This window comes from Mesorhizobium sp. M0189 (assembly GCF_040322135.1).
Lineage (GTDB): Bacteria > Pseudomonadota > Alphaproteobacteria > Rhizobiales > Rhizobiaceae > Mesorhizobium.
Window position 1 is genome coordinate 100,302 of the sequence record NZ_JAMYSW010000006.1, and the last position, 12,069, is coordinate 112,370.

Genomic DNA, 12,069 nt, shown 5'->3' on the forward strand with positions numbered 1-12,069 from the left:
TTTCAAAGCCTTTCGGCAAACGCGCCGGCGCGTGCCGGCTTGTCGTGTCGGTCTAGACACGCCGGTCTCGATCGGGCAGGAGTTCGCTCATGCGCAAGCTTCTTGTCATCGGCATCGGCGCCGGCAATCCGGAGCACATGACGGTCCAGGCCATCAACGGCCTCAATCGGGCCGACGTGCTGTTCATCCCCGACAAGGGCGCGAAGAAGAACGATCTCGCCGAATTGCGCCGCCAGATCTGCGACCGCTTCGTCATCAATCCGAACTCGCGCCGCGTTGAATTCGATGTGCCGGTGCGCGCCGAGCCGGCGCCTTCCTACCGCTCGACCGTCGACGACTGGCACGAGGCGATCGCCGCGATCTATGAAGGCCTGATTCGCGGCGAACTCCCCGAAGATGGCTGCGGCGCCTTCCTGATCTGGGGCGATCCTTCGCTCTATGACAGCGCGCTGCGTATCCTGGAGCGCGTGCGCCTCAGAGGCAATGTCGCGTTCGAACTGGAGGTCATCCCTGGCATCACCGCCATCCAGGCACTCGCAGCCAGTCACAAAATGGCATTGAACCGCATCGGCGACGCCATTTTGATCACCACCGGCCGCCGGCTCGCCGAGGAAGGTCTGCCCGAAAACGCCGGCAGCACCATCGTCATGCTGGACGGCAAATGCGCCTTCAACACGCTGGCCGACAAGGACGTTAGCGTCCACTGGGGCGCCTATCTCGGCACACCCGACGAGATCATCATCTCGGGCCGGATTGGCGACGTCAGCGACGAGATCGTCAGCACTCGTGAGGAGGCCCGCCGGAAAAAGGGCTGGATCATGGACACCTATCTGCTGCGCAAGCCGGGCGAGCCTGAGGAGTGACAGGGATTGAGCGCGGCATGAATTCCGCCGAGTTCACGCAGCATCGATCTCGGCCTGCAGCGCCTCCATATGCGCCGCCGCTGCTGAAGACGCAGCCCGCTCGATGGCGCGGAAGCGGCTGACCACCGCAAGCCCGACCGACGTCAATTGGGCGCCACCGCCTTTCTTGCCGCCCGTCTGTGCCGCAACCAGCGGCTTGCCGAACACGCGGTTCATGTCCTCGACCAGATCCCAAGCGTGCTTGTAGGACATCTCCATGCCGCGCGCCGCGGCCGAAATCGAGCCGAAGGCAGCGATCTGTTCCAGAAGCTCGATCTTGCCCGGCCCGATGCGGCCATCTGGATCGAGATTTATCCGCAAGCTCAGTGACGGCATTTGCTCCTCCGCGGTCACGCCATTCTACAAGTTCTCCAGCGATACCGCTATTCCAACACGATATAGCGAATCATCGGCCGTTCACCCATCCGCCTCGGCGGGGAGGCCGGCGCCGGTATTTGCCCGGTCGAAGCTCACCGTCTTGACCACCGCGAAGACCTTTCGACCAAGCTGGAGCCCTAGCGTCTGCCGCGACTGTTCAGTGATGCGGGCAAGCACGGTTGCGCCATTGCAGTCGATGCCGATCTCGACCGTAGGCCCTTCGCCCGGCTTTATCGCCATGATCGCGCCCGGGAATATGTTGAGCGCGCTGAGGCCAACCGGCTGCTCGGTGGCGATCATCACGTCGCGGGCGCGGATGCGGACGCGCACCGGCGCACCGACCGGCGTTGCCAGAAGCGGCACACGGATCTCGCCCGCCGCCGAGCCAAGCACGGTCATGCCAAACGCCTCGTCGTGGCGCAGAACCGCGGTATCCAGCACGGCACCGCCCTCGCCGCGCTCTTCGGCCGGCAATAGATCCAGACGCTGCATGATCACTCCGGTTGGACCGGAAGCAGCGACCTTGCCCTGCATCAGTACCACGACGTCGCTCGCCAACCGCGCCACTTCGGCGATCGAGTGGCTGACATAGACGATCGGGATTTTCGTCTCGTCGCGCAGCCGCTCGATATAAGGCAAGATCTCGGCCTTGCGCGCCTCGTCGAGCGACGCCAGCGGCTCGTCCATCAGCAGCAATTTCGGACTGGCAAGCAGCGCCCTGCCGATTGCCACGCGCTGCTTCTCGCCACCGGAGAGTTTTGCCGGCCGCCGGTCGAGCAAATGGCCGATCCCGAGCAGTTCGACCACGCCATTGATATCCGCGTAGCGCTCAGCAGCCGGCGTGAACCAGCGGCCATAGCGCAGATTGCTCGCCACGCTCATATGCGGAAACAGCCGCGCGTCCTGGAACACCATGCCGATCCGCCGCTTGTGCTTCGGCATGAACAAGCCGGCATCGCTATCGACCAGCACACGGCCGTCGGCCGCGATACGGCCTTTGTCCGGGCGGATCAGCCCGGCAATCAGGTTGATCAGCGTCGTCTTTCCGGAGCCGGAAGGCCCGAACAGCGCAGTCAGCCGCCCGGCGCTTTCGAAGCGGGCATTGACGGCGAAATCGCCAAGCCGGTGGCTGATGTCGACCTGAACCGTCATTCGATGTCCATCCGCCGGCCGACGCGTCGCGCCAGCACTTCCGAGGCGACCAGTGCCGCCATCGAGATGACGATCGAGATCAGCGTCAGCCTGAGCGCGCCGGCGTCGCCGCCGGGAACCTGCGTGAAAGTGTAGATCGCCGACGGCAGCGTCTGCGTCTCGTTCGGAATGTTGGAGACGAAGGTGATCGTCGCGCCGAATTCGCCCATCGCCTTGGCGAAGGAGAGGATCGCACCGGCGATCAGGCCGGGCAGGATCAGCGGCAGCGTGATCGTGCCGAACACCCATAATGGATTGGCGCCGAGCGTGCCGGCGGCCGCCTCGATTTTGCGGTCGACCGCTTCGATCGACAGCCGGATCGCCCGCACCATCAGCGGAAAACCCATCACGCCGCAGGCGAGCGCGGCGCCGGTCCAGCGAAAGGAAAAAACGATGCCGAAATGTTCGGCCAGGAAAGCTCCGGCCGGACCGCGCTTGCCGAAAGTCAAAAGCAGCAAATAGCCGGTCACCACCGGCGGGAGGATCAGCGGCAGATGCACCAGCCCGTTGAGCAGCGTCTTGCCCCAGAACTGGCCGCGGGCGAGCACAAGAGCGATCGCTACGCCCGGCGGCAGGCTGGCAATCATCGCCACGGTCGCCACCTTGATGGACAGTCGGACCGCATTCCATTCGTCGGGAGCGAGATCCAGCAGCCAGCTCATGCTCAGGGCCGTTCGTCAGTTGCTCGGCGCAAGCACGGTAAAACCTTGCGCCTTGAAGAGTTCGCCAGCCTTGGCGGATTGCAGGCATTTCAGGAATGCCGGGGTATCCTTGCCCTTCGAATCCGCAAGCTGGGCAACCGGATAGATGATCGGCGGATGTGTATTGTCGGGGAAAGTGCCGACCACCTTCACGCCAGGCTCGGCATGCGCGTCGGTGGCATAGACGATGCCGAGTGCTGCCTCGCCGGTCGACACCAGCTTTAGGGCGGCGCGCACATTCTCGGCCTGCGCCACGTTGCCTTCGACGGAAGACCAGACACCGAGCGATTCGAGCGCCGCCTTGCCGTATTTGCCTGCCGGCACCGCCTTGAAATCGCCCATGGCAAGTTTGCCGTCACCCACGAGCCCGGCAAGATCGAAACCCTTTTCAATCCTGGTTTCAACCTTGGAATCCTGCGGCGCGATCAGCACGATCTGGTTGCCGAGCAATTTCACTTCGGTGTCGGGCTTGGTCAGCTCCTTGTCGGAAAGATATTTCATCCAGTCGAGATCGGCCGAGATGAACACGTCCGCCGGCGCGCCGCTTTCAATCTGCTTGGCCAGCGCCGAGCTCGCCGCGTAGGAAATGGTTGCCGCCTCGCCGACACTGGCCTCGCAGGCCTTGTTGACGGCATCGAGCCCGTCCTTCAGGCTCGCCGCGGCAAACACGACCACCTTGTCATCGGCATGGGCCGCCGGCACCGCGGCCATCAGCATGGCAGCGAGACCCGCGATGGCAATCGTCGTCGAACCTTTGCGCGCCAGCATGAACTCTCCTCGTCTCGGATCGCCCGAAGCCGTCCATCGATATATCCATGTGAACATAACAAGGAAAGGCTCTTTACCAGGCGACGGCATTCTGAGCTGCGGTTTTCTCCGCCTGCGATAACCTCCTTTAGATACAGCGGTATCGAGGTCGAAGAAAATATCGCATGGAATCTGTTGCGCGCACCACAGACGTCGGTCGATCAAGATGGATGCTGACAACGTCCGAGGGCGTAGCCGCAGTAGGCAATTTCGATATGCACAGTCAGGTAGGGTGCTAAACCGCGATCGGCGCCTTGATCGTCGCGTCGGCGAAATAGTTGTCGAGCCGGAAATCCTCGAAGCCGAAGGCAAAGAGATCCTTCACCTCGGGATTGATCCATAGCGTCGGCAACGCCTTGGGCGTACGCCGCAATTGTTCGCGCGCCTGCTCGAAATGGTTCGAGTAAAGATGCGCGTCGCCGAGCGTGTGGATGAAATCGCCGGGTTTCAATCCGGTCACCTGCGCCACCATCAGCGTCAGCAACGCATAGGAAGCGATGTTGAAGGGCACACCGAGAAAGATGTCGGCGGAGCGCTGATAGAGCTGGCAGGAAAGCTTGCCTTCCGAAACATAGAACTGGAATAGGCAGTGGCAGGGCGGCAACGCCATGGCCTCTACCTCGGCAGGGTTCCACGCCGAAACGATCAGCCGCCGCGAGTTAGGATTTTTGCGTATCTCCTTCAGAAGATTCGCAATCTGGTCGATGGCGCCGCCATGGCCGTCCGGCCACGAACGCCATTGCTTGCCATAGACCGGGCCGAGATCGCCATTCTCGTCGGCCCACTCATCCCAGATCGAGACGCCGTGATCGTTGAGATATTTGATGTTGGTGTCGCCGGCCAGGAACCACAAAAGCTCATGGATGATCGACTTGAGGTGCAGCTTCTTGGTGGTGGTGACCGGAAAGCCGCGGGCCAGGTCGAAGCGCATCTGGTAGCCGAATATCGAGCGTGTTCCGGTGCCGGTACGGTCGCCGCGATCTGCGCCGTTTTCCAGCACATGCTTCAGAAGGTCGAGATACTGGCGCATCGGCTCCGGTCCGATTCGGGTTGTCAGCCATCATAGCCGAATGACCGTCGGCCGAACACAGCAAAGCGAGACAATTCCAGCAGAAGCCTCGCCAGCATCAGCGGCGAGTTTGTTCAGAGCGAGCCGAGCATGCCCAGATCCTTGGCGACAAGATAATAGAACGTCACCCGGCTCTTGCTGTTGTCGGCCGCCATCGCCTTGCAGGTCTTTTCGATAGCCGCATCCGCCTTGGCGCCGTCGGTGACACCGAGCTTGCCAGCGACCCAGCTGTTCCTGACGCGCTTCAGTTCCTCCGGGTCGGTGCAGGACACCAGCGAGGAATCGCGGTTCCTGAGCGCGATGCCCAGATGCTTGACGATCTTGGCGACCGCGTCGGCATCCGCCGCCGCATCATATTTTTTTACGTCTGCGAGATAATCGGCCATCGAATTTCCCCTCGTCGGCGCCACGGGATCCGGTCGATGAGGATTGTGGCGCGCTGCCGCAACTGTGCGCTGGGTCTCCTCACCGCCACAAAGCTTCGGTTGAGACCGGCTGCAAGTCAACCCCTTGATGATCCACTTTGACACGGACGAAAGTGGCATTCCGGCCTTTCATTTTCCACCGCCAGTCCCTATATTCGCCTCGTCGGCTCGACCGACTATGGTGATAAACAGGCGATGAAATAAGCCGTTCGGACCCGGGGGCGGTACCCGGCGCCTCCACCAAAAACCGCTGCTCAAGAGCGGCTTTTGCTGGGGGCGAAATAGGATCGACGAAGGTGTAAAGATCGTACTTTTGCCCGGCATTGTACCACCGTTATCGGGCTAAACTTATAGTTGCCAACGACAACTATGCGGAAGCACGTCTCGCCGCGTAAGCGGTGCGATAGCTTCAATTCAAGCCCTAGTGGTTCGCACTTCTAGGCGGGGTTCGGAGGTACCTGGCAACAGAAACCTCCATTTCTTCTTTTTTGATATGTGCAGCTGCAGGCCTCGCCGGCTGGGCTTTTTATGCGCCCTGATACGCTCAAGACGCCGCGGCGTTTATACCAGCCCCTGGCTGACCGCGTCGATCGCACCGGCGAATGTTTCACCAGTAGCCTCATCGGGCAACAGCATCTCATTGTGCCCTCTGCCCGTCCGGATCATCGGAAAACAATTGGCGAGCTTGGCAACACGACAGTCGAGGAGCACCGGCCGGTCCACGTCGATCATTTCCTGTATCGCATCGTCAAGGTCGGCTGGTTTGTCACAGCGCAGGCCGACCGCTCCGAACGCCTCGGCCAATTTGACAAAATCGGGCAAGGCCTCGGAATAGGAATGCGCGAGGCGGTTGCCATGAAGGATTTGCTGCCACTGGCGAACCATGCCCATATATCCGTTGTTCAGGATGAATATCTTGATCGGCGCGTCGTACTGGACTGCCGTCGACAGCTCTTTCATGGTCATCTGAACCGACGCGTCGCCGGCGATATCGATGACGAGGCTGTCCGGATGAGCGATCTGCACGCCGAGCGCCGCCGGCAGGCCGTAACCCATCGTCCCCAGGCCGCCCGAACTCATCCAGCGGTTCGGCTTTTCGAAGCCGTAGAATTGGGCCGCCCACATCTGATGCTGGCCGACTTCAGTGGTGATGTATGTGTCGCGATCCTTCGTCAGCTCGTAAAGGCGCTGCACCGCATATTGCGGCATGATCACGTCGTTGTTCATCTCATAGGAGAACGAATTGCATGCGCGCCAGGCGGCGATCTTTCTCCACCAGTCCTGAAGGCGGCTTCCATCCGGTTTCTGAGATAATGCGCGCCATAGACGAACCATGTCACCCAGAACATTGCCGACATCGCCTTGTATGCCGATATCGGCGTGGACGTTCTTGTTGATCGAGGACGGATCTATATCGATATGTATCTTCCTGGAGTTGGGCGAAAAAGCATCCACACGCGAGGTCACGCGGTCATCGAAGCGCGCGCCGATACAGATCATGACGTCGCAATCGTGCATCGCCATGTTCGCCTCATAGGAACCATGCAGACCGACCATCTTGAGCCAGTTCTTGCCGGAGGCGGGGTAAGCTCCAAGGCCCATAAGCGTCGAGGTGACCGGAAAGTCGCTCAGTTGAACCAGCTCCCGGAGCAATGTCGATGCTTTCGGGCCGGAATTGACGATGCCGCCGCCGGCATAAATAACGGGACGGCTGGCATTGGCCATCAGCGCTATCGCCTGGCCGATCTTGTTGATGTCGCCCTGCAGCTTCGGTTGATAATTTTTCAGCGCAGCAACGTCCGAACGCGGCGTGTACATGCCGGACGCAAACAGAACGTCCTTTGGCATGTCGACGAGAACAGGCCCCGGTCGCCCCGACTGGGCGATGTGGAACGCCCTATGGATCGCTGACGCTAAGTCATCGACGTCTTTGACCAAAGAGTTGTGCTTGGTGCAGGATCGCGTGATGCCGATCGTGTCACATTCCTGAAAGGCATCGGAGCCGATCAATGTTGTCGGCACTTGTCCGGACAGACAGACGATCGGCACTGAATCCATCAGTGCGTCCTGCAGGGGCGTCACGGCATTCGTCGTGCCTGGGCCTGACGTGACCAGCATCACGCCGACCTTGCCCGTGGACCGGGCATAACCCTCGGCGGCATGGCCGGCGCCCTGTTCGTGGCGCACAAGGATATGCTTGAGATCGTCCTGCTGGAATATCTCGTCATAGATCGGCAAAATAGCCGCGCCGGGATAGCCGAAAATATGCTCCACACCATTGTCTTTGAGTGCGCGGAGAACGATCTCCGCTCCTGTCATGCGGTTGCTCGTATCCTGAATGGAATTATCGCTTGTCATGGTTCTGTCCCGTAGCGTGATGAGGATGGGTTGACGGGGCATCGCCGAAATCGGGCGTAAGAAGAATTTCGGGCATAAAAAAAGGCCCCCGTCAGGAGCCTGTTTGTCGCGCACGGGTGGCTGTCGCCGGATGGTTACACCATCCTGCCCATGCGCTTTCCTACCACTGCAAGAACCATAGCGATCTTCATGATCATCGCTGCTAACACAGAAAATCGCGCATCGTCAACGTCTCAGGCTAAGGCGTCTCAGGCCGAGGCGAAAACCCAAGGGCTTCCCTTCATCGGAATTTCCGATGGCAGCATTCGTATCTTCCCGTTTCCCTTCTCCCCTGCCTTTGTCGAACAAGGCTTCAGTTTCTCGCCGCGTGTCGGTCACGCCCCGCGAGCTACCTGATGGAGAAAAGATGAACCAGGAAACCACACCAACACCCGAACGCATCCTGATCGTTGGCGGCAGTTCCGGCATGGGGCTGTCGCTTGCCGAACAGCAGCTTGCTGCCGGCGCCGAGGTTACGATCGTCGGCCGCTCCGAGGACCGGTTGTCGGCCGCACGGCAGCACTTGCCTCACCCGGAAAGGCTGAGGACGATCGCAGCCGACGTCACAAGCGAGGACGAGGTCCAGCGCCTGTTCGAGGACGTCGGTACGCTCGACCACATCGTCTCGACCGCCGCAGACATCATCGGCGTCTATGTGTTGCTTCCCGAGATGGACGTCTCGATAGCGCGGAAAGTGATGGATTCCAAAGTCGTCGCGCCGCTTCTTCTCGCCAAACACGGCGCGCCTCGTCTGACGCCCAGGGGGTCGATCACGCTGACCTCGGGCATCGCCGCCTATCGTCCGGCGGCGAAAGGCTCGGTGGTGGCAGCCGTTAATGGGGCCCTTGGCTCACTCGCCTACGCGCTTGCCGTCGAACTGGCGCCGATCCGCGTCAATGTCGTCTCGCCGGGCTGGGTCGACACGCCGATTTGGGATGCCGTCGTCGGCAGCGGAAAGACGGTCGCGCTGGACGCCACGGCAAAGCGTCTGCTCGTCGGCCGGATCGGCCGGGCAGCCGACATCGCTCAAGCCATCACGTCCCTGATGCATAACGGCTTCATCACCGGAACCGTGCTTCATGTCGATGGTGGCCAGCGATTGGTCTAGTGATGGCCAGACCTCGCGAACCATTGCGAGGAACAGCCGCAAGACCGGCGCTTGAATGCGCCGGTGGCGCCATACCATGGTGACCGGCGTCACCGGGCTGCTTCCAACCCAAGGCAGCACGACGATATTGGCATCAGCTGCAGAAGCCACGAGACGTGGGACCAGCGCGGATCCAAGACCGGCTGCAACAAGGCTCCGTATCGCGCCCATGCTGGCGAACTCGCCGACTAGTTTTGGACGGTCAGGCAACGTTGCGGCAAACGTTTCGTCGAACATCCGCCTATAGACGCAACCGGGCTGGGTGACGAGGAAGGCCTCGTCAGCCAGATTGTCGGGCGTTATAGCAGAATATCCGGCCAACCGGTGATTTGCCGGCATTATGATGACGAGCTCTTCTTCTGCCACCTGCTCGCTTCGCAGCTCCGGCGCCGCCATCGGGGCGGCCCCGAAAAGCAAAGACACGTCCAGCGCACCGCTGGCCACGCCGGCACGCAACCGGCTGCTATCGCCCGCCTGGAGGTTCAGTTCCACGTCTGGATAGCGCCGGTGGAATTCGCTCAGCAAGGCTGGCAAGCGCGTAACGCAAAGCGTCTCCAGGCCGCCGACCGTCAGGCGACCGGCAACCGTACCGCTCGCGTCGGCGACAGCGGAACGGGCTTCGTCCGCAAGGTCGAGGAGATCGTTTGCGTAGTCCAGCAGGCGCTGTCCTGCCGCCGTCAGCTTCAAGCCACGCCGTGACCTGTCGAACAGCGACGTGCCCAGATCGGCTTCCAGCGCCTGGATCTGTTCGGTCACGCTCGATTGGGCAAGATGAACCCGCTCGGAGGCGCGCGTGATGTTCAAGGTGGTGGCGACCGCCACGAAGGTCTTGAGATGTCTAAGCTGCATGTCTTGAACCCGTCATATAGGCAAAGGCTGCTTTGAACCGGGACCGCAAACGTGAAAAGGCCGGGAACATCGCCCGGCCTTTTTGTCTCGATAGGTGAAGCTTACTCCGCCGGCGCTTCCGCAACGTCCCGGCTGCGGCCGAGCGTTATCTTGGCCAGTGTGAAGGAGATCGCCGCGCACAGCGTGATGCCCGCCACCATTGGCAGCGGCGTGCCGTCAAAGAACACGCCGGCGACACCCATGGCGACCGCGCCGATGGCGAAGTGCAGCGTGCCCATCAGCGCCGACGCCGTGCCGGCGATCTCACCATGCTCTTCCATGGCCAGCACCGACGTCGTCGGGATAACCAGGCCGAGGAAACCGTAGCCGATGAACAGCAGCGCCGCCATTACGTCGAGCCGGTCGACACCCGATGCCATCACCGCAAACAGCACCACCATCGTCGTCGCATAGCCGGTCACGGCGACGCGCACCACGCGCTGCAGCCCGAACCGCTCCGATAGCAACCCGGTCAGCTGCGACATGCCGATGAAGGCAACCGCATTGATCGAGAAGAACACGCTGTAAACCGAAGGGGACAGGCCATAATGGTCGATCAGGATGAAGGACGAGCTCGACAGATAGACAAAGAAGCTCGCAATGCCGAAGCCGGCGATGGCCGTCAGGCCAAGGAAGTTGCGGTCGCCCATCAGGAAGCGGTAGCCGGAAAGTGCCGTCCCGAAGGACGAACCGGCGCGCTCTTCGACCGGCCGCGTCTCCTTGAGAGAGGTCGCCAGCAGGATGGTGGCGAGCACGGCCGCGCCCGTCACCGTCCAGAACACGGCGCGCCAGCCGAAGTTCTCGATGATCTGGCTACCGGTCAGCGGCGCCAGGATCGGCGACACCGAAAACACCAGCATCAGCAGCGACATCAACTTGGCGGCCTCGGTGCCGGTATGCAGGTCGCGAACGATCGCGCGCGGCACGGCCATGCCGGCGCTGGCGCCGAGCCCTTGCAGGAAACGGAAGGCGATCAGCCATTCGATCGAGGGAGCCAGCGCCGAGCCGACGCCGCCGACCATGAACAGCGCCAGGCCGCCGTAGAGCGGCAGCTTGCGGCCGACCATGTCGGAGATCGGTCCGACGACGATCTGGCCGAAGCCCATGGAAAGAAAGAAGATCAGCAGGCTCATCTGCACCGCGGCAGTGCCGGCATGCAGATCCTCGCCTATTGACGGCAGGGCCGGAAGATACATGTCGATGGCAAACGGGCCGATCGCGGACAATAGGCCGAGCACGACCGCAATGCGGAGGAATTTGGCGTTCATGATAGCAGGCTCTTTCGAATTCTGGTTGCCGCCGAGGACCGGCGCGTAACCCTAGGACGTTCCATCCCATGGAGTTCCGACTCTTCTGCGGAACGAAACTCCCTTCGTGCAGTCCACAAATTTAGACAGGCTTGTCTAATTCGTCAACCACCTCTATATAGTTTTGCATGAAGGCCAACGTTTCTCCTGACATTTTCCCGCCACGGGGCCATGAGGCCAAGCGGATGTCGATTGTCGATGCCGCCACCTCGGTCTTCTGCCGCGAAAGCTTCGCCGGTGCCAATATCGACATGATTGCCGCCGAGGCCGGCGTCTCCCGCCAGACCATCTACAATCATCACGGCGACAAGGAAAAACTCTTCGTTGCCATCGTCCGCGACCTCACCGAACGTTGCAACGCCGGCATCTTTGCCACGATTTCCACTTTTCCCGATCAGCCGAAGGATCTCGAAGCCGACCTCATCGCCTTTGCTGTGCGGATGAATCACAACTGCATCTGCAACCGCGACGGCAAATTCCTGCGCAAGCTGATCCAGACCGAGGGCGGGCGCTATCCCGAGTTGTTCGCCGAATGGCGCGAAGAAGGACCGGGCAGGACATGGCCGGCGATCGCCGCCCGTTTCGCCCGCCTCGCTCATGCCGGCTTCCTTGATATCGACGATCCCGATGTCGCAGCGCGCCAGTTCATGGCGCTTGCCAATGCCGAGTTGCAGACGACGTTCATGCTCGGCGGCGCACCAACCGAGGACGAGGTGGTGCAGTCAGCGACAAATGGCGTGCGCACCTTCCTGCGCGCCTTCGGCAAGCGGCAGCCTGTGGCTCGTAAGCAGGGCGCGCTCGCCAGCGCTTGACGGTCAAAGCCGTTTGACGATCAAATCGTCGCCAATGGGCTTCGC

12 protein-coding genes, 1 other RNA gene and 2 pseudogenes are annotated in these 12,069 nt (G+C 61.3%); 5 read left to right on the forward strand and 10 right to left on the reverse strand.

Features of this window, described 5'->3' with window-relative positions; genetic code table 11:
* Window positions 1-89: 89 nt before the first annotated feature.
* The gene (cobF, locus tag NKJ09_RS13815; RefSeq protein ID WP_023720812.1) at window positions 90-863 is read left to right on the forward strand and encodes a precorrin-6A synthase (deacetylating); all 774 of its coding nucleotides are present in this window, start codon (window positions 90-92) and stop codon (window positions 861-863) included.
* Between the two features lie 33 nt (window positions 864-896).
* Here the strand turns inward: cobF and NKJ09_RS13820 are convergent, their stop codons facing one another.
* The 6 genes from NKJ09_RS13820 to NKJ09_RS13845 all read right to left on the reverse strand — a co-directional run bounded on the left by NKJ09_RS13820 (window position 897) and on the right by NKJ09_RS13845 (window position 5,434).
* Complete coding sequence (locus tag NKJ09_RS13820; RefSeq protein ID WP_023676697.1) at window positions 897-1,238, reverse strand: winged helix-turn-helix domain-containing protein; 342 nt, start codon at window positions 1,236-1,238, stop codon at window positions 897-899.
* 81 nt (window positions 1,239-1,319) lie between these two features.
* Window positions 1,320-2,432 carry a molybdenum ABC transporter ATP-binding protein gene (modC, locus tag NKJ09_RS13825; protein WP_023720813.1) on the reverse strand — a complete coding sequence of 371 codons (1,113 nt, stop codon included), beginning with the start codon at window positions 2,430-2,432 and terminating at the stop codon, window positions 1,320-1,322.
* Complete coding sequence (gene modB, locus NKJ09_RS13830) at window positions 2,429-3,133, reverse strand: molybdate ABC transporter permease subunit (RefSeq protein ID WP_352495174.1); 705 nt, start codon at window positions 3,131-3,133, stop codon at window positions 2,429-2,431. Before modB ends, modC begins: the two co-directional genes overlap by 4 nt.
* 15 nt (window positions 3,134-3,148) lie before the next feature.
* A complete protein-coding gene (modA, locus tag NKJ09_RS13835; protein ID WP_031194508.1) occupies window positions 3,149-3,940 on the reverse strand; it encodes a molybdate ABC transporter substrate-binding protein in 792 nt (263 codons plus the stop codon).
* Window positions 3,941-4,214: 274 nt separating this feature from the next.
* Window positions 4,215-5,009, reverse strand: a complete 795-nt coding sequence (locus NKJ09_RS13840; protein ID WP_352482986.1) for a thymidylate synthase — start codon at window positions 5,007-5,009, stop codon at window positions 4,215-4,217.
* A gap of 113 nt (window positions 5,010-5,122) precedes the next feature.
* Window positions 5,123-5,434 carry a DUF2853 family protein gene (locus tag NKJ09_RS13845; RefSeq protein ID WP_023676702.1) on the reverse strand — a complete coding sequence of 104 codons (312 nt, stop codon included), beginning with the start codon at window positions 5,432-5,434 and terminating at the stop codon, window positions 5,123-5,125.
* Between the two features lie 162 nt (window positions 5,435-5,596).
* On the opposite strand from NKJ09_RS13845, the gene ssrA reads away from it, so the two are divergent.
* Window positions 5,597-5,952: a transfer-messenger RNA gene (ssrA, locus tag NKJ09_RS13850) on the forward strand.
* Window positions 5,953-6,034: 82 nt separating this feature from the next.
* Here the strand turns inward: ssrA and NKJ09_RS13855 are convergent.
* The gene (locus NKJ09_RS13855; RefSeq protein WP_352495197.1) at window positions 6,035-7,831 is read right to left on the reverse strand and encodes an acetolactate synthase 3 large subunit; all 1,797 of its coding nucleotides are present in this window, start codon (window positions 7,829-7,831) and stop codon (window positions 6,035-6,037) included.
* Window positions 7,832-8,237: 406 nt separating this feature from the next.
* On the opposite strand from NKJ09_RS13855, the gene NKJ09_RS13860 reads away from it, so the two are divergent.
* Complete coding sequence (locus NKJ09_RS13860; protein WP_352495173.1) at window positions 8,238-8,978, forward strand: SDR family oxidoreductase; 741 nt, start codon at window positions 8,238-8,240, stop codon at window positions 8,976-8,978.
* Window positions 8,979-9,044: 66 nt separating this feature from the next.
* Here the strand turns inward: NKJ09_RS13860 and NKJ09_RS13865 are convergent.
* A pseudogene (locus tag NKJ09_RS13865) lies at window positions 9,045-9,551 on the reverse strand (LysR family transcriptional regulator substrate-binding protein); the annotation flags it as partial.
* On the opposite strand from NKJ09_RS13865, the gene NKJ09_RS13870 reads away from it, so the two are divergent.
* Window positions 9,525-9,716 carry a hypothetical protein gene (locus NKJ09_RS13870; RefSeq protein WP_352495199.1) on the forward strand — a complete coding sequence of 64 codons (192 nt, stop codon included), beginning with the start codon at window positions 9,525-9,527 and terminating at the stop codon, window positions 9,714-9,716. The pseudogene NKJ09_RS13865 and the gene NKJ09_RS13870 sit on opposite strands and share 27 nt — an antisense overlap.
* A 24-nt stretch (window positions 9,717-9,740) precedes the next feature.
* Here the strand turns inward: NKJ09_RS13870 and NKJ09_RS13875 are convergent.
* Both NKJ09_RS13875 and NKJ09_RS13880 read right to left on the reverse strand, forming a co-directional pair.
* Window positions 9,741-9,866: pseudogene (locus NKJ09_RS13875) on the reverse strand (LysR family transcriptional regulator); the annotation flags it as partial.
* Between the two features lie 101 nt (window positions 9,867-9,967).
* Complete coding sequence (locus NKJ09_RS13880; RefSeq protein WP_023676705.1) at window positions 9,968-11,173, reverse strand: multidrug effflux MFS transporter; 1,206 nt, start codon at window positions 11,171-11,173, stop codon at window positions 9,968-9,970.
* 167 nt (window positions 11,174-11,340) lie between these two features.
* On the opposite strand from NKJ09_RS13880, the gene NKJ09_RS13885 reads away from it, so the two are divergent.
* Entirely contained in the window at window positions 11,341-12,024 is a 684-nt protein-coding gene (locus NKJ09_RS13885) for a TetR/AcrR family transcriptional regulator (protein ID WP_352495172.1), read from the forward strand.
* The last annotated feature ends 45 nt before the right edge of the window (window positions 12,025-12,069 follow it).